12 protein-coding genes are annotated in these 16,921 nt (G+C 75.0%); 9 read left to right on the top strand and 3 right to left on the bottom strand.

What is annotated here, in order from left to right:
* Window positions 1–94: 94 nt before the first annotated feature.
* From ADEH_RS16385 to ADEH_RS16375, 3 genes are read left to right on the top strand one after another with little or no spacing between them, the layout of a single operon-like run.
* Window positions 95–1,723: a cation:proton antiporter gene (locus tag ADEH_RS16385; protein ID WP_011422220.1), complete on the top strand. Its 1,629-nt coding sequence runs from the start codon at window positions 95–97 to the stop codon at window positions 1,721–1,723.
* A complete protein-coding gene (locus ADEH_RS16380; RefSeq protein WP_011422219.1) occupies window positions 1,720–2,472 on the top strand; it encodes an ABC transporter ATP-binding protein in 753 nt (250 codons plus the stop codon). Before ADEH_RS16385 ends, ADEH_RS16380 begins: the two co-directional genes overlap by 4 nt.
* The gene (locus ADEH_RS16375; protein ID WP_011422218.1) at window positions 2,469–3,281 is read left to right on the top strand and encodes an ABC transporter permease; all 813 of its coding nucleotides are present in this window, start codon (window positions 2,469–2,471) and stop codon (window positions 3,279–3,281) included. The genes ADEH_RS16380 and ADEH_RS16375 overlap by 4 nt, the downstream gene beginning before the upstream one ends.
* A 350-nt stretch (window positions 3,282–3,631) precedes the next feature.
* Here ADEH_RS16375 and ADEH_RS16370 read toward each other — a convergent pair whose 3' ends face one another.
* Entirely contained in the window at window positions 3,632–4,690 is a 1,059-nt protein-coding gene (locus ADEH_RS16370) for an NAD(P)-dependent alcohol dehydrogenase (protein ID WP_011422217.1), read from the bottom strand.
* Window positions 4,691–4,931: 241 nt separating this feature from the next.
* Here ADEH_RS16370 and ADEH_RS16365 point away from each other — a divergent pair, with 241 nt between their 5' ends.
* On the top strand, window positions 4,932–5,729 hold the full coding sequence (locus ADEH_RS16365; RefSeq protein ID WP_011422216.1) for a tryptophan 2,3-dioxygenase: 798 nt from the start codon (window positions 4,932–4,934) through the stop codon (window positions 5,727–5,729).
* Window positions 5,726–6,925 (top strand): kynureninase, encoded by a 1,200-nt coding sequence (locus ADEH_RS16360; protein ID WP_011422215.1) that lies wholly within the window; start codon window positions 5,726–5,728, stop codon window positions 6,923–6,925. The genes ADEH_RS16365 and ADEH_RS16360 overlap by 4 nt, the downstream gene beginning before the upstream one ends.
* 101 nt (window positions 6,926–7,026) lie before the next feature.
* Here ADEH_RS16360 and ADEH_RS16355 read toward each other — a convergent pair whose 3' ends face one another.
* Window positions 7,027–9,600: a multiheme c-type cytochrome gene (locus ADEH_RS16355; RefSeq protein WP_011422214.1), complete on the bottom strand. Its 2,574-nt coding sequence runs from the start codon at window positions 9,598–9,600 to the stop codon at window positions 7,027–7,029.
* Window positions 9,601–10,990: 1,390 nt separating this feature from the next.
* Between ADEH_RS16355 and ADEH_RS16345 the strand changes: the two genes are divergently transcribed.
* From ADEH_RS16345 to ADEH_RS16330, 4 genes are all read left to right on the top strand, one after another.
* Window positions 10,991–12,691: a methyl-accepting chemotaxis protein gene (locus ADEH_RS16345; RefSeq protein WP_198133789.1), complete on the top strand. Its 1,701-nt coding sequence runs from the start codon at window positions 10,991–10,993 to the stop codon at window positions 12,689–12,691.
* An 82-nt stretch (window positions 12,692–12,773) separates the two neighbouring features.
* Window positions 12,774–13,232, top strand: a complete 459-nt coding sequence (locus tag ADEH_RS16340; RefSeq protein ID WP_011422212.1) for a cache domain-containing protein — start codon at window positions 12,774–12,776, stop codon at window positions 13,230–13,232.
* Between the two features lie 111 nt (window positions 13,233–13,343).
* A complete protein-coding gene (locus tag ADEH_RS16335; protein WP_011422211.1) occupies window positions 13,344–14,090 on the top strand; it encodes an SDR family NAD(P)-dependent oxidoreductase in 747 nt (248 codons plus the stop codon).
* Window positions 14,091–14,244: 154 nt separating this feature from the next.
* Window positions 14,245–14,871 carry a PH domain-containing protein gene (locus ADEH_RS16330; protein WP_011422210.1) on the top strand — a complete coding sequence of 209 codons (627 nt, stop codon included), beginning with the start codon at window positions 14,245–14,247 and terminating at the stop codon, window positions 14,869–14,871.
* Between the two features lie 66 nt (window positions 14,872–14,937).
* Here ADEH_RS16330 and ADEH_RS16325 read toward each other — a convergent pair whose 3' ends face one another.
* A complete protein-coding gene (locus tag ADEH_RS16325; protein ID WP_011422209.1) occupies window positions 14,938–16,728 on the bottom strand; it encodes a DUF294 nucleotidyltransferase-like domain-containing protein in 1,791 nt (596 codons plus the stop codon).
* Window positions 16,729–16,921 lie beyond the last annotated feature (193 nt).

Below are 16,921 nucleotides of genomic sequence, written 5' to 3'. Positions count from 1 at the left end.
GGAAATCTTCACGGCACGGCGCGGGCGACCCGCGACAGAATGGTGGCGAGGACGTCTCCGCGGCGGGTTCGCCGGGAGGGGGCGTCCCGCTCGCATGCTCGTGTTCGAGATCATCATCGGGCTGCTGCTCGCCGGCGCGGCCCTCACGGCGCTCTCGCGCCGGATCGGGACCCCGTACCCGGCGCTGGTGGCGCTCGCCGGCGCGGCGCTCGCGCTCGTGCCGGGCACGCCGACCCTGGTCCTCGAGCCGGACCTCGCGCTCACGCTCTTCGTCGCGCCGGTGCTCCTCGACGCGGCCTACGACGCCTCGCAGCGCGACCTCCGGGCGAGCTGGCGCACCGTGGCCGGGCTCGCGGTGGGCGCGGTCGCCCTGACGGTCGTGGTCGTCGCCGTGGTGGCCCGCGCGCTCGTGCCGGGCATGCCGTGGGCCGTGGCGGTGGCGCTCGGGGCGATCGTGGCGCCCCCGGACGCGGCGGCCGCGACCGCGGTGCTCGGGCAGCTCCGCCCACCGCACCGCCTCATGGTCATCCTCGAGGGCGAGAGCCTCTTCAACGACGCGAGCGCGCTCCTCGTGTACCGCCTCGCGGTCGGGGCCGCGCTGGCAGGCGCGCTCTCGCCGGTCGAGGTCCTCCCGCCGTTGCTGGCCTCGACGGCGGGGAGCGTGGCGCTCGGGTACGGGCTCTCCCGCGTGATCCCACCGCTCATCGCGCGGATCGAGGACGTCCCCATCGCGGTGGTCGTCCAGTTCTGCGGGACGTTCGCGGTCTGGATCGTCGCCGAGCGGCTCCACCTCTCGGGCATCCTCACGGTCGTCGTCTTCGCGATGGCGAGCGCCCAGCGGGCGGCGGGCCAGATGGCCGCGCGCGTCCGCATCCCCTCGTACGCGGTCTGGGGGTTCGCCGTCTTCGTGCTGAACGTGCTCGCGTTCATCCTGGTCGGCTTCCAGCTGAAGGCCATCCTCGGCCGGATCGACGCGCCCACGCTCCTGCGGTACGCCGGCGTGGCCGGGGCGGTGTGCCTCGCCGCCGTGGTCGCGCGCATCGCCTGGGTCTCCGGGACGGCCGCGGTGAGCCGGCTGCGCTGCCGGCCCACGGAGGACGGCTCGAAGGCGCGGCCGGACACGATCGGGCTCTCGCCACGCGGCGCCGCGGTGGTCGGCTGGTGCGGGATGCGCGGCATCGTCACCCTCGCCGCCGCGCTCGCGCTGCCCACCGGAGCCCGGGGCGCGCCGCCGTTCCCGCACCGCGACCTGGTCGTGTTCACCGCGTTCGCGGTGGTGCTCGGGACGCTCGTCCTCCAGGGGATGACGCTGCGGCCGCTCATGCGCGCGCTCCGCCTCGAAGGAGACCGCTCGGTCGATCGGGAGGTCCGGCTCGCGAGGGTCGAGACGCTGCGCGCCGGCCTGTCGGCGACCGACGGGGCCGCCGGCGATCCGCTCTCCGACGTGCTGCGGCGACGGTACGAGCTGTTGCTCCGGGGCGCCGAGGCGGAGCTGCGCGGCGGCGCGGCCCCGCAGGCGCCGCCGGCCGGCGGCGACGTGGACCCGCGCGCCGGCGCGGCCGTGGCGCGCCGGGCGGTCGAGGCGGAGCGCGGGCGGCTCCTGGCGCTCCGGTCGGACGGCACCATCGGAGACGCGGCGTTCCAGCGCGTCGAGGAGGAGCTCGACCTCGAGGAGCTGAGCCTGCGGCGGCTGGCGCGCGACGGGGCGCGGGAGGCTTCGTGACGGCTCACGGCCCCATCCTGCGCGTCGAGCGCCTGTGCAAGTCCTACGGCACGACGCGCGCGGTGGACGAGCTCTCCTTCCAGGTGGCGCCGGGCGAGATCGTCGGGCTGCTCGGCCCGAACGGCGCGGGCAAGACGACCACCATCAGCATGATCCTCGGCGTGCTCGCGCCGTCCGCGGGCGGGATCCGCATCGACGGCATCGACCTGGCGCGCCGCCGCTCCGAGGCGCTCGAGCGCACGAACTTCGCGGCGGTGTACGCGCCGCTCCCCGGGAACCTGACCGTCTCCCAGAACCTCACCGTGTTCGGCCTGCTCTACGGCGTGCGCGAGGTCCGCGCCCGCGTCGAGGCGCTGCTCGCGGAGCTGGACCTCGTCGCGTTCCGCGACACGAAGACCGGCGTGCTCTCGTCGGGCGAGCAGTCGCGGGTCACCATCGCGAAGGCCATGCTGAACGCGCCGCGGCTGCTCCTGCTCGACGAGCCCACCGCGTCCCTCGACCCGGCCGTCGCGCGCGAGCTGCGCGCGCGGATCCGGGGGGTGGCCGCGCGCGAGGGGCAGGGCGTGCTCTGGACCTCGCACAACATGCGCGAGGTCGAGGAGGTCTGCGACCGCGTGCTGTTCCTGTCCCACGGCCGGATCCTGCTGGAGGGCGATCCGCGCACGCTGCCCGGCGAGCACGGGCGCGCGTCGCTCGAGGACCTGTTCATCACCGTCGCGCGCGAGCCGCTCGCGCTGGAGCAGCCGTGATCGGGCCGCGCGCCCGGCGGGTGGCGGCGGTCGTGCTGCGGCAGGCGTACCTGCTGCGCGGCAGCCCGGCGCGCATCCTGCCGCTCTTCGCCTGGGTGGCCATCGACGTCGTGCTGTGGGGCTTCATCTCCCGCTACCTGAACCGGGTCGCCGCGTCCGGGCTCGACTTCGTCCCGCTCCTCCTCGGCGCCGTCCTGCTGTGGGACTTCTTCTCGCGGGTGATGCACGGCGTGAGCATGGCGTTCTTCGAGGACGTGTGGTCGCGCAACTTCCTGAACGTGTTCGCGACGCCGATCACCACCGGCGAGTACGTCTCGGGGCTGGTGGTCTCGGCCGTCCTCACGAGCACGCTCGGGCTCGCCGTCATGCTCGGCCTCGCCGCGGCGGCGTTCGGGCTGTCGTTCGCGGGCTACGGGCTCGCGATCGTCCCGGCGCTGCTGATCCTGTTCATGTTCGGGATCGCGCTCGGCATCCTGGGCTGCGCGATCGTGCTCCGGCTGGGCCCGGCGGCCGAGTGGCTGATCTGGCCCATCCCGGCGGTGCTCTCGCCGTTCGTGGGCGTGTTCTACCCGATCGCCACGCTGCCGCGCTGGATGCAGGCCGTCTCGTGGCTGCTCGCGCCGTCGTACGTGTTCGAGCAGCTGCGTGCGCTCACCGCCGGCCGCCCGGTGTCGTGGGCGGCGCTCGGCCAGGGGGCGCTCCTGGCGGCCGGGACCATCGTGCTCGCCGGCTGGGCGTTCGTCCGCGTCTACCGCTACGCGGTCCGCACCGGGCTCCTGGCGCGCTACAGCGCCGAGACGGTGAGCTGACCGCGACGCGTCCGGTGAGGACGGTGACGGCGTGGTCCTCGTCGATGGCGCCCGACTCCCAGCGGAGCTTGCCGGAGGGGTCGATGGCGATGGCGTACGAGGGCGCGTCCGCCCGCGCGACGAAGTCGGGGCGAGGGATGCGGGCCCGGGGCCCCGCGACGGGAGCGGCGCCCGGCCGGCGTACGGCTCCATCGAGATGCGCCCGATGATCCAGGCGTCGGCCCCGAGCGCCGCGTGGATCCGCTCGTACTCGGCGCTCAGGCGCGCGGACCGCGGCCAGCCGTCCGTCTCACCGCGGGGCCCGGCCCCCGGCGGCTGGATCCTACCGCCGCGCGGGCGCCGGCGCCGGCTCATCCCGCCTGCAGCGAGGCCATGTCGATCGAGAAGCGGTACTTCACGTCCGAGCGGAGCATCCGCTCGTAGGCCTCGTTCACCTTCTGCATCGGGATCACCTCCACGTCGGCGGTGATGCCGTGCTCGCCGCAGAAGTCGAGCATCTCCTGCGTCTCGGCGATGCCGCCGATGGGCGACCCGGAGATGCTGCGCCGGCCGAGGAGCAGGCCGAAGGCCGCCACGGGGAGCGGCTTCTCCGGCGCGCCGACGAGCGTCAGGTTGCCGTCGCGGCGGAGCAGGTTCACGTACGCGTTGAGGTCGTGCTCGGCGGCGACCGCGTCGAGGATGAAGTCGAAGCTGCCGGCGTGCTTGCGCAGCGCGTTCGCGTCGCGCGAGAGCACCACCTCGTGCGCGCCGAGCCGGAGCGCGTCCTCCCGCTTGCCCGGCGAGGTCGTGAACACGACCACGTGCGCGCCGAGCGCGCGCGCGAACTTCACGCCCATGTGGCCGAGGCCGCCGAGCCCGACCACGCCGACCTTCTTGCCGGGCCCGACGCCCCAGTGGCGGAGCGGCGACCAGGTGGTGATGCCGGCGCACAGGAGCGGGGCGGCCGCGGCCGGGTCGAGGCGCTCGGGCACGCGCAGCACGAAGTGCTCGTCCACCACCACGCTGCCGGAGTAGCCACCGTAGGTCACGCCGCCGAGGTGCCGGTCCGGCGCCCCGTAGGTGAGGGTCTGGCCGGCGCAGAACTGCTCGAGGCCGGCGCGGCACTCCGGGCAGGTCCGGTCCGAGTCCACCATGCACCCGACGCCGACGAGGTCGCCGGCGGTGAACCGCGTGACCTCGGCGCCGACCCGCGTGACCCGGCCGACGATCTCGTGGCCGGGGACGCACGGGTAGACGGTGGACGCGAGGCTGCTCCACTCGTCGCGCACGGTGTGCAGGTCCGAGTGGCAGATGCCGCAGTAGAGGATCTCGATCTGGACGTCGCGCGGCGTGGGGTCGCGGCGCGGGATGGTGGTGGCGGCGAGCGGGGACGTCGGGCTGGTGGCGGCGTAGGCCTTGGCGTGGAACATGGGTCTCTTCCTCCGGGGCTTCTCCCGGCTCCGCCTGGAGCCGGGGTGCGGGGGGAAGCTACGCGCGGGCGCGGCACCGCGAAACGCGCGGAACGCGCATGGGCCGTTCAGGAAAGCTTCACGATCGGCCGGCGGGGCGCGCGGGGCGGGCGTCCCACCCGCGCGAGGCGCTGCGTCACCGAGGGAGCGCGCCGGGGCGGCCCGAGCCGGCCCGTGTTAGGCATCCCCGCCGGAGGACGCGATGACCGACCCCTCGGCCCACTCTGCGGCGCTGACCTACGGCTCCTACCTCGCGCTCGACGAGCTCCTCGCGGCGCAGCGGCCGCGCTCCGAGGAGCACGACGAGCTGCTCTTCATCGTGGTGCACCAGGTCTACGAGCTCTGGTTCAAGCAGGTCGTCCACGAGCTGACCTGGCTGCAGGAGCGGCTGCACCGCGGCGAGGGCGGCCACGCGCTCGCGACGCTGAAGCGCGTCCTCACCATCCTGAAGACCGTGGTGGCGCAGGTGGACGTCATCGAGACCATGACGCCGCGCCAGTTCACCGCGTTCCGCAGCCGCCTGGAGGCGGCGAGCGGGTTCCAGTCGGCGCAGTTCCGGGTGCTGGAGGCGATGCTCGGACGCCGCGACGACCGGATGCTCGCGCCGTACCCGCCCGACGGCCCGGGGTACGCGCGGATCGCCGCGGCGATGGCGGCGCCCTCGCTGTTCGACTCCCTCCTGCGCTACCTCGCCACGCAGGGGTTCGAGACGCCGGTCGTCCCGGAGCCTCGCCCGGCGGGCTGGCGCCAGCCGTCGGAGGCGGTGCAGCGCGTCCTGCTCGAGGTCTACCGCGCCGACGGCGAGGCGGCCCTGGTGTGCGAGCGCTTCGTGGATCTCGACGAGGGCGTCCAGGAGTGGCGCTACCGGCACGTGAAGATGGTCGAGCGGACCATCGGCGACAAGCCGGGCACCGGCGGGTCGGCGGGCGCACGGTACCTGCGCTCGACGCTGTTCACCCCCGCGTTCCCGGACCTCTGGGCGGTGCGGGGCGCGCTGTGAACCCGCTCGCGCGCCACTACGCGCGGTTCCGGGTGGCGGAGCGGCTGCTGCTCACCGGCCACTCGCACCAGGCCTGGCCGGACGTCGCGCGGGAGGGACAGCTCGAGGCGTTCGACGACGCCGCGCGCGAGGTGGACGAGAAGTGGGGGCGGGCGCTCGCGAAGGCCGAGCGCGTGCGGGAGGGGTTCCGGGCGCTGCTCGCCGATCCCGGCGGCGAGGTCGCGCTGGGCGGGAGCACGCACGAGCTCGTCCTGCGGTTCCTCTCGGCGCTCGACCTGCGGCGGCGCCGGCGGCTGGTCACGACCGACGGCGAGTTCCACACGCTGCGCCGGCAGCTCGCCCGGCTCGGCGAGGACTGGCTCGAGGTGGAGGTGCTCCCCGCGCGGCCGGTGGACACGCTCGCCGAGCGCCTCGCCGCGCGCGCCGGCGACGGGACCGCCGCGGTGCTGGTCTCGGCGGTGCTGTACGAGGACGCCCGGATCGTGCCCGGCCTCGGGGCGCTCGCGGGCGCGTGCGCGCGCGCCGGCGTCGAGCTGCTGGTGGACGCCTACCACGCGCTCGGCGCGCTCCCGTTCCCGCTGCCGGCCACCGGGCTCGGGTCCGCCTGGATCGTCGGCGGCGGCTACAAGTACCTGCAGCTCGGGGAGGGGAACTGCTTCCTGCGGCTGCCGCCGCACGCGCGCGCGCTGCGGCCGGCGGTCACCGGGTGGTACGCCGAGTTCGACGCCCTGGCGGACGCCGCGCGCCCGGGGCTCGTCCCGTACGGCCGAGGGGCCGCGGCCTTCGCCGGCTCGACCTACGATCCGACCAGCCATTACCGCGCCGCGCGCGTCATGGACTTCTTCGGCGAGCAGGGGCTGACCCCGGAGGCGCTCCGGGCGAGCTACCGGCGGCAGCTCGACCTGCTCGCCGCCCGCTTCGACGCGCTCGGGCTGGACGAGGCGGTGGTGACGCGCGACCGCGGCACCTCGCTCGACCGGCTCGGCGGATTCCTGGCGCTCGACTCGCCCCACGCGGCGGCCCTGCAGCGCGCCCTCGCGGCGCGGGGCGTGCTCGCCGACAGCCGCGGGCGTCACCTGCGGCTCGGGCCGGCGCCGTATCTCGACGACGCGCAGCTCGAGGCCGCGGTCGAGCGGCTGGGCGAGGCGGCGAGGGAGCTCTCCGGCCGAGGCGCGCGGGGCGGAGGCGCCGGATGACGCCTCCGCGGCGATCAGACGAGCGGGGCGGAGGCGCCGGATGGCGCCTCCGCCCCTTGGGAGCAGCAGGGAGGATCGCTCCCCGCCGCCTCGCAGCGGTGCTACGGCACCGCGTCGATCAGCGTCTGGCGGCCGTTCTCGAACACCGACGGCGCCCAGCCGTTGTCGTACGCGTGCTTGCGCAGCTGGAACTGCCTGAGCGCGTCACCGGACTGGTGGCAGCTCATGCACGACGCGGTGGACGGCCCGAGGAGCTGGTCGTCGGCCAGGTCGTTCCACGGCGCCACGCCGGCGTCGTAGGTCACCCCGACCACCTGCTTCGGATCCGGCAGCACGTTCGCGGTGGTGCCGTAGTCCGTGTCGATGTGGCAGGCGCCGCAGTCGTTCAGCGCGCGCGGGTACTCCACCTCGACGAAGCGGTGCGGACGCCAGGTCCCGTCGGTGCTGTCGAGCAGCTCCGCCTGCGCCTTGCAGCTGCCGTCGGTGTTCGCCACGGTCGAGTAGTCCTTGCCGGTGGCGGCCGAGCCGTACACCTTGCAGTAGCTGAGCGGCCCGTCCTCCTCGTCCACGCAGCTCACGCACGCGTCACCGGTCGGCCAGCTCGGGAGCTCGCCCAGCGCCTCGGCGGACCCGAAGAAGTAGATGCCGTTGGTGCGGTAGTACACGAGGCCGCGGCCGGTCTCGCCGGCCGAGTGGATCGCGTGCACCATCGTGCGGAGGTCGTACGTCTGGCCGGCCAGGCCGTCGTACGCGTTCGCGGCGTTGATGCCGATGTCCACGCGGCGGTTCTGCTCGCTCGACGCCGGGTTGTGGCACATCACGCACAGCTCGATGCTGTCCACGCGGCTGCCGCCGTGCTGGTACAGCGTGCCGAGGTGGCACGCGTTGCACTTGGCCACCGAGACGATCTGGCGGCGGGCGGTGTCGGGCAGCGCGCCGTCCGCGACCATGAACTCGCGGGTCGGGGTGGTCGCGCGGACCCACACGACGTTGCCGTTGTCGAACCGGACCTGCGGCTTGCCCTGCAGGGCGACGATGCCGCGGGTGGCGGTGGTGTTCTGGAGCGGGACCACCGTCGTCGCGACGTGGTTCGCGTCGCAGGTCGTGTTGGTGGTGCTGAGCGTGGTGGAGCCGTTCGGCTGGCCGGGCAGGATGGTGGTGGACGCGCCGGTGAGGCCGTCGTTCACCCAGTCGTCCGCCTGGGCGTACGAGCGGAGGATGCTCATCGTGTTGCCGCAGCCGGCGGCCGTGTTGGTGCAGCCCTCGGTGGCCAGGTCCGCCGGCGTCCGGAAGAACACCGGGCCGGCCGCGTAGTCGTCGTTGCACGGATCCCACGCCGCGCCCGCGTTGGTCGGGTCGGTGGCGGTCCAGGTGACCGTCATGCCGGAGGCGTCCGCGACGACGTCGGTGATCGCCAGCTTGATCGTCGAGGCGAGCACGATCGACTGGTCGGCGCCGTCCCAGATCAGGCCGGCGCGCTCGGTGACCTGGCCGTCGTGGAACATCGCGGCGGTCTGGCCGTCATGGCACGGGCTGCAGGAGGAGAACGGCGTGAAGGCGGCGTGGTTGTATGCGCCGGAGCTCGGCGCGGCAGGGAACGCGCCCAGGTCGTCGTGGCAGGAGACGCACAGCGCGAAGGAGACCGGGGCGTTCGCGGCCGCGGCCAACCGGTCACCCTGGTGGCAGGTGGCGCAGTTGTTCATGTTGCCCGGGAAGCCGTTCGAGAAGTCGTGGTAGCTGGTCCCGTTCGTCCAGAGCCAGTGGTACACGCCGTCGGGCATGTTCTTCGAGTTGTGGATGCCGTGGACGATGCCCATGAGGCCGGTGCCGCGGGTCCCTTCGGCGGGATCGACGCCGACGATCGGCGGCGTGACGCTCGCGTTCGCGGCGACGTAGCCGGTGAGGCGCGTCTCGACCGCGCCGTCGCGGTTGTGGCAGACGACGCACGGGCCGATGCCCTGCGGATTGGTCACGTCGTGGGCCGCGCCGCGCCAGATGTGGTTGCCGTGGCAGTTCATGCACGCCTCGTTGCTCACCGAGTCGTGCGTGGACTCGCCGAGGGTGGCCACCACCGTCGCGGTCATCTCGTCCGGGCCCATGGTGCTCAGCATGAACGTCGTGCCGGGCGCCGGATCCGCGGCGAAGCCCGAGACGGTGATGGTGTAGTTGCCGCTGCCGTTGCTCGACACGGCCCACTGCACGTTCGGATCGCAGGTGGCGCTCGCGACCGTGCCGCACGGGATCTTGACGCGGCGGCCCGCGCTGATCGCCGGGTCGTAGACCCAGAACGCGTCCTCGTTGTGCGACCGCATGACGGCCGCCTTGTTCGTGAAGTCGATCCGGTTCACCCCGTTGACCTTCACGTTGAAGCGGAAGGTCACCGCGTGGGTCTCCGGGTTCACTCTGATCGTGTAGCGGTCGTCCGTGGACAGCGTCACCTGGACGGCGTCGGTCGGCGCGAGCGCGTGCACCGAGCCGATCGACCCGGCGTGACAACCGGCGCACGCCTCGGTGGTGGCGAGCGGAGGCTCGCCCGGATCCCCCTTGTCACCCTTGTCGCCCTGGTCCCCCTTGTCTCCCTGCGGCCCCTGCGGTCCCACCGGACCCTTGTCGCCTTGACAGGCGGACAGCGTCGTCGCGAGCGCGATCGCGACGAGGACAATCAGCTTCCTCATGACTCCCCCTCCTACGTTGGGTTGCGTTACGGAACCCGCGAACGTCGGAGTGCGATGAGACGCCCCGCAATCCCACCGGTCAATGCGGCTGCCGGCCACGCCACAATCCGTGATCAATCCAACGGGCCGGTGCGGCAATCTGGCTGCGCAATCACGCACGCCGGGGAACCTCCTGCGCCGGGTGGCCCGCCGCGCACGGGGGCGGCCCGGCCGCGCACGGGGCCGGCGCTCGGGCGAGGTGGACGGACGGTCCCGCGGCGCCAGGGCTCGCCCTCGGGGAAGGCAGGGCGTCACGCCGTTGACGCCGCCGGCGCGGGCCGCGCGCACGGCCGCGGCGCCGATCGTCACCCGGGGTGAGGACGAACCCGCGCGCGACGCCGGGAAATCGCGAGCGACTTCGCTGGCCCGACGCTTGCTGCCGCCTCCCGACGCCGCAACCCCGGGAGGCCCATGCTCGCTCGAATGAAGATCGGAACGAAGATCGTCGGCACCTACGCCGTCTCGGTCGCCCTCCTGCTCGCGCTGCTGGCGGGCAGCATCGTGGCGCTCCGCACGCTGGAGGGCATCTCCGCCGGCTTCACCGGGGTGAGCGTGCCGAACCTGAGCTCGGTGGCGACGCTCGAGTCGGAGATGACCGACGTCTCGCGCGCCATCCACGCGCTCTCCAACGGCCGGTTCGACGCCGACTTCCGCGCCGCGCTCCGCCAGGACGCGGACCGATCGCTCGAGGCGGTCGCCCGCGCGCGGAGCGAGTACGGCGCGCGGCCCAGGTCGGCCGAGGAGGACGCGCACTGGCAGGCCCTGCAGTCGCCGCTGGACGACTGGACCGGCGCGGTGAAGCGGGTGCTCGAGCTGGAGCGGCGCCGCGACGCGCTGCTCGCGGAGGGGCTGCCGGTGGAGGACCCGCAGGTGGAGCGGGCGCAGCACCGGATCCTGGGCGCCCTCCTGCTGCACCGCGACGGCTACGACGCCGCCATGGGGCTCCTCGACCGCCTGAAGGCGAGCCAGGCCGCGCAGGTGGCGGCGGAGGGGGCGCGGGCGAGGCGCGCGGCGGTGGTGTCCGGGGTGGCGCTGGCCGCGGCGATCCTGCTCATCGCAATCGCCGTGCTGGCCGTCGGGGCGCTGGTGGCGCGCGACGTCACCGCCACCTTCGCCCAGGTGGCCGCGACGCTCGATCAGATCGCGGCCGGGAGGATGCCGGCGCGCATCGTCGAGACGCGCGGCGCGGACTTCAACGGCGTCCGCGACAGCCTGAACGCCGTGACCGGCGCGGTGGAGGCCCTGGTCGCCGACGCCAAGGGCCTGGCCAGCGCCGCCGCCGCGGGGCCGGCTCTCCGCGCGCGCCGACCTCTCCCGCCACCAGGGGGACTACCGCGCCATCGTGGCCGGCGTGAACGAGACGCTCGACGCGGTGACCGGGCCGGTGGCCATGGCCGCCGAGTACGTCGATCGGATCGCCCGGGGCGACATCCCGCCGCGGATCGAGCGGGAGTACCCCGGGGACTTCGCGCCCCTGCGCGACAACCTCAACACCTGCGTGGACGCGGTGAACGCGCTGGTCGCGGACGCGCGCGCCCTGTCCGCCGCCGCCGTCGAGGGCCGGCTCGCGACCCGGGCGGACGCGAGGCGCCACCAGGGCGACTTCCGGCGCATCGTGGAGGGCGTCAACGCCACCCTGGACGCGGTGATCGGGCCGATCGGGGCCGCGGCCGCGTGCGTGGACCGCATCGCGCGGGGCGACCTGCCCGCCGCGATCGACGAGCGGTGGGCGGGTGACTTCGACGCGCTGAAGGCGAGCCTGAACGGCTGCATCGGCGCGGTGAACGCGCTGGTCGCCGACGCGGGCCTGCTCTCGCGCGCGGCGCTGGACGGCAAGCTCGACGTCCGCGCCGAGGCCGCGCGTCACCAGGGCGTCTACCGCGAGATCGTGGAGGGCACGAACGAGACGCTCACCGCGGTGGTGGCGCCCATCCGCGACGTGGCCGCGGTGCTGGGCCGCCTCGCGGACGGCGACCTCTCGGCGCGCGCCGACGCCGCGCGGTACCGCAACGAGTCGCGCGCCATGCTGGAGGGCGTCAACGCCACGCTCGACGCGCTGCTCGCGCCGGTGCACGAGGCGGCCCAGGCGCTGGGGCGCCTGGCCGAGCGCGACCTGCGCGTGCGGATGGGCGGCGCGTACCGGGGCGACCACGCGCGCCTGAAGGAGGCGCTCAACGAGACCGCCACCGCGCTGCACGACGCCCTGGCGCAGGTGGCGGAGGCGGCCGACCAGGTGTCGAGCGCCGCGTCCCAGATCGCCTCGTCGTCGCAGGCGGTGGCGAGCGGCGCCTCGGAGCAGGCCGCCTCGCTCGAGCAGACGCGCGCGTCCGTGGACGGGGTGGCGACCGTGGCGCAGCGGTCCGCGGAGGGCGCGCAGCAGGCGAGCCGCCTGGCAGAGCGTGCGCGCGGCGCGGCCGGCGAGGGCGCGGCGGCGGTGGCCGAGGTGCAGGGCGCGATGGCGAGCATCCGCGCGAGCGCGGAGGGCACCTCGCAGATCATCAAGGACATCAACGAGATCGCGTTCCAGACGAACCTGCTCGCGCTGAACGCGGCCGTCGAGGCGGCGCGCGCGGGCGAGGCGGGCCGCGGCTTCGCGGTGGTCGCCGAGGAGGTCCGCTCCCTGGCGCTGCGCTCCAAGGAGGCGGCCAGCCGGACCGAGGGGCTCATCCGCGAGTCCATGGGCCGCGCGGACGAGGGCGCCGCCGTCGCCGCGCAGGCGGCCGCGCGCCTGGCCGACATCGTCGGCTCGATCACCCAGGTGTCCGACCTTGTCCGGCAGATCGCGGAGAGCGCCCGGGCGCAGACCGCCGGCGTCACGCAGGTCCACGCCGCGGTCGGCGAGATGGACAAGGTGACGCAGCAGAACGCGGCCAGCGCCGAGGAGTCGTCCTCCGCGGCCAGCGAGCTCTCCAGCCAGGCCGGGGAGCTCGCCGCGCTGGTGGGCGCGTTCCGCATCGCCCGGGCCGGGGCGGCGTCCGCCGCGCCGCCGCGCGCCCTCGAGCGGCGGGCGGAGCGTGAGGTCGTCGCGGCCGCGCGTCGGGCCGAGGCCTGAGCGCGCGAAGTCGAGCTGCCCGTCGCGCCGGAGGACGTCGGCGCGCGGGGATTCCACCCACGTCCTGCGAAGAGGTCCCTCCATGAAGAAGCTGCTGGCCGCGCTCGCGGTCGCGATGATCTTGACCGGCGATGCCTGGGCCGCGGACGTCCGCGCCACGCCCGAGGACGCCCAGGAGCTGGTGAAGACCGCGGTCGCCTACCTGAAGAAGCATGGCAAGGACCGGGCGTTCAAGGAGTTCCAGAACCGGAACGGCCCGTTCATCTACAAGGACCTCTACCTGTTCGTGTACGACCTCGAGGGCACGTGCGTGGCGCACGGCGCGGACCCGTCGCGCGTGGGCAAGAACTACCTGAACGTCGCCGACGAGGACGGCACGCTCTACACGAAGGAGTACGTGGAGCTCGCGAAGACCAAGGGCGCGGGCTGGACCCGGTTCAGGTTCAGGAACCCCGCCACCGGCAAGGTCGAGCCGAAGAAGGCCTACACCGAGCGCGTGGGGGACGTGCTGGTGGGCTCGGGCGCGTACACCACCGACTGACGGCGGGGGCCGCCGCCCGGCGCCGAGCCGGGCGGCGGCTGCGACGGTGCGCCGCCGCGGGACGTGACGGCGATCAGCGCGGGCGCCGGGCCGGGCTGATACGCGAGGTGGATGCTCGAGAACAAGGTGGCGATCGTGACGGGGGGGAGCCGCGGCATCGGCGCGGCCATCGCGAAGGCGCTGGCGGCGAGCGGCGCCAAGGTGGCGGTGAACTACGCGCGCAGCAAGGAGCACGGGCAGCAGGTGGTCGCGGACATCGCGGCGCGCGGCGGCCGGGCGATGCTCGCGCGCGCCGACGTGACGGTGCCCTCGGAGGTGGAGGGCATGGTCCGCGCGGTCGAGGCGGAGCTCGGCCCGGTGGACGTCCTCGTCAACAACGCGAACATGAGCTTCCCCATCGCGCCGTTCGCCGAGTACCGGTGGGAGGACTTCGAGCGGAAGCTCTGCAGCGAGCTGAAGGCGAGCTTCCTCACCTGCCAGGCGGTGGTGCCGGGGATGATCCGGCGGGGCGGTGGCTGCATCGTCAACGTGAGCAGCGGCCTCTCGCGCCAGCCCGGGCCCGGGTTCGTCGCCCACTCCAGCGCCAAGGCGGCGCTCGACGCGTTCTCGCGCTCGCTGGCGCTGGAGCTCGGCCCGCACGGCATCCGCGTCAACGTGGTGGCCCCGGGCCTGACGCTCACGGACGCGACCGCCTCCCAGCCGAAGGCCATGCACGACGCCATCGCCGCCCACACGCCGCTGCGCCGGCTGGGCGCGCCGGAGGACGTGGCGGGCGCGGTCCTGTTCCTGTGCGGCGAGGGGGCCCGCCACGTCAGCGGCACCTACCTGCCGGTGAGCGGTGGCGCGCACATGATCTGAGGCGGCGCCGCCGCCCGGGGGCGGGAGGGGCGGCCCCCTGCCCGGCGCCGCGGCGGCGGACCGGAGCGGTCGTCATCGGGCGACCCACCTCGAAGGGTGAACGCACCCAGGGGCGGCCTTCACCGCGGCGCCGGCCGTGGTGCACACTGGCCGCATGCGCGAGAGCCTGATCGCCTTCGCGGTGCTCGCGGTCCTGATGTTCGCGGCGCAGGCAGCACGGGGCCGGGGGCGCCGCCGCCCCGTCGCGCCGGCCCACGTGCCCTGGAAGCCGGGCCAGCCGCTCGTGCTCCGGACCCCGCCGCGGAACGCGATCCTCTCGTGCGTCACCGCGCTCGTCCCCGCCGCGCTGGTCGCCGCGCTCATGGTCCGGTCGTGGGGCGCGGAGCCGCGCCGGGTCGGGCTGGTGGGCATGGCGGGCGGGGCGGTGGTGGTCCTGCTCCTGCTCGCGGTCGCCGCGTTCCAGCTCGCCTCGGCCGCCCGCGCGCGCGTGGTCGTGCACGACACCGGCCTCGAGCGCGTCGGCGTGTTCCGCCGCCGGCTGGTGGGGTGGGGCAGCGTGGCCAGGCTCTCCTTCAACGGCGCGCAGCGCTGGTTCCACCTGACCACCGACCAGGGCGCGCACGTGTGGCTGCCGGTCGAGGTCGCCGGCATGCCGGAGCTCGCGCGGCTCGCGCTGCGCCGGCTCCCGCGGCAGGTGCTCGAGGCGGACCCGGCCGCCCGCGAGGCGCTCCAGGAGCTGGCCGGGGCCGACGGCGCCCGGCGCTCCCGCAGCGCGATGTGAGCGCGGGCCTCGCGCCCGCGCGCAGCCCGGCCTCGGCGCGGGCGCCGCGGCGAGGGACGGGATCGCTCACAGGCGGTACCGGAACGCCACCGCGTCCTGCCAGCCGCGGATGGCGCGGAACGCCTCCTTCAGCCGGGTGCGCTCCACCGGCGAGAGCGCCGACAGCGAGACCTCGTCGCCGGGCGGCCGGCCCTCGGCGACGTGGCGAAGCTGCAGGCGGAGCCGCAGGCCGACGAGGAACCGGTAGGCCTCGGCGACGATCTCGCGCAGCTCCGGATCCATCCGGCCGGCGCGCTCGGCCGCGGCGAGCCGCTCGAGCGTCCCGCGCTCCGCCACCCGGCTCTCCAGCGCGTAGCAGCGCGCCAGGAACGCCACCGGCGCCAGGCCGTGCTTCTTGAGGTCCACGGTGGAGGACGCGCCGCGCAGGCGCAGCAGCAGCGCGGGCGGCGGGTGGAACCGGATCGCCTGCTCCGCCATGCCCCGCAGGAACAGCGGCAGCTCCGCCGCGCCCGCGACCACCTCCTGCAGCGGCGCCAGGTCGAGCGCGCCGGCCGCGCGCCGGAAGTCGAGGAAGACGGCCGCATCGAGGAGCGCCTGCGGCCGCGGCTCGGCCAGCCAGGTGCGGAAGCGCTCGCGCCACTCCTCCATCGGCCCGTTCCAGCGCGTCGCCATGTAGCCGCCCGGGCAGGCCGGGAAGCCGGCGGCGCGGAGGTCCGCCACCACGCGGTCCGCGAGCGCCTGGTACCAGCCGCGCGCCGGGAGCCCCTCGTCCGCGAAGACCAGCGCGTTGTCCTGGTCGGTGAGGAGCGTCTGCTCCATCCGGCCCTCGGAGCCGAGCGAGAGCCAGGCCCACGGCGCCGGGGCGGGCCCCAGCTCCGCCTCCGCCCAGCGCACCGCGGTGCGGAGCAGCGTGTCGTTCAGCCGGGCGACGAGCTGCGCGATCACCATCGGGTCGAGCCGCGCCGCGAGCAGGCCCCCCACCATGTCCGAGACCTGCGCCGCATAGCCGGCGAGGCGGTCGCGCGAGGCGAGCCGCTCCACGCGGCGCAGCAGCGCCATCGGTCCGTGCCCGGAGACCCGCATCAGGTCGGTGGAGGTCACCACCCCGGCGATCTCGCCCTCCCGGACCACCGGCAGGTGGTGGACGCCCGCGTCGAGGAGCGCGAGCCACGCCTGGTACACCGGCGTCGCGGCCTCGACCGTGCGCAGCGGACCCGAGGCGACGCCCGCCGCCGGCGCGCTCCCGGGGAGCCCCTCGGCCACCACCCGGTTGCGAAGGTCGCGATCGGTGAGGATCGACGGCGGCTCGGTGCGGAGCAGCACCGACGAGATGCGGTGATCGCGCATGCTCCGCGCCGCCTCGACCACCGGCGCCCCGGCCTCGATCCACACCGCCGGCCCGCGCAGCAGGTCGCCGACCGCCACCGCCAGGTCGGGCTGGAACGCGGCCACCGGCGACTGCTCCAGGCTGGAGCGGAGCCGCTGCCCCAGGCCGGCCGCGAAGTGGCCGGCGAAGGCGCGGTCGGCGAGCAGCCGCTCGAACACCTCCTGCGGCAGCCGCCACGCCAGGAGGTCGTCCTCGACCACCACGTCGAGCGCCGACGCGCCGGTGAGGAGCGAGGTGAACCCGAACGTCTCGCCCTCCTCGAGGACCTGCACGCTCTGGCCGTGGCGCTCGAGGCGCACCGTCCCGCTGCGGACGACGAACAGGTGCCGGAGCGGCTCGCCCCCCGCCCGCGCGATCCAGGTGCCGGCGGGGAACGCGCAGGCCTCGAGGTGGGCGACCGCGTCGGAGAACAGCGGCTCGGGCAGCCGGTCGAACGGCGGGATCGCGCGCAGTGCGGCGGCGGGGTCCACGCCGCGACCTTGGCACGCCCGCGGCCGGGGGACAACGGCCGGGCGGCGGGAGGACCGCGCGCGAGCGGATCGCGCGCGATCACGATGTGACGGCCGCGGTCACGCCGCGCGCCCGTGCCGGCGCCGCAGCGGCCGCGATCCCGCGCGGTTTCCGCGGCCGCCGCCGGCCCGACGTCCGGCACGCGCGCTGCAA

Origin of the sequence: Anaeromyxobacter dehalogenans 2CP-C (assembly GCF_000013385.1) — a bacterium.
In the GTDB taxonomy this organism is placed as follows: domain Bacteria; phylum Myxococcota; class Myxococcia; order Myxococcales; family Anaeromyxobacteraceae; genus Anaeromyxobacter; species Anaeromyxobacter dehalogenans_B.
Note: the sequence above shows the minus strand (reverse complement) of the source record. Positions and strands in the feature narration are given on the sequence as shown.

Bases quoted from the DNA above. Each gene is read 5' to 3' on its own strand.
- ADEH_RS16385 (WP_011422220.1), top strand. From the start codon at position 95: ATGCTCGTGTTCGAGATCATCATCGGGCTGCTGCTCGCCGGCGCGGCC.
- ADEH_RS16370 (WP_011422217.1), bottom strand. From the start codon at position 4,690: ATGTTCCACGCCAAGGCCTACGCCGCCACCAGCCCGACGTCCCCGCTC.
- ADEH_RS16365 (WP_011422216.1), top strand. From the start codon at position 4,932: ATGACCGACCCCTCGGCCCACTCTGCGGCGCTGACCTACGGCTCCTAC.
- ADEH_RS16355 (WP_011422214.1), bottom strand. From the start codon at position 9,600: ATGAGGAAGCTGATTGTCCTCGTCGCGATCGCGCTCGCGACGACGCTG.
- ADEH_RS16340 (WP_011422212.1), top strand. From the start codon at position 12,774: ATGAAGAAGCTGCTGGCCGCGCTCGCGGTCGCGATGATCTTGACCGGC.
- ADEH_RS16335 (WP_011422211.1), top strand. From the start codon at position 13,344: ATGCTCGAGAACAAGGTGGCGATCGTGACGGGGGGGAGCCGCGGCATC.
- ADEH_RS16330 (WP_011422210.1), top strand. From the start codon at position 14,245: ATGCGCGAGAGCCTGATCGCCTTCGCGGTGCTCGCGGTCCTGATGTTC.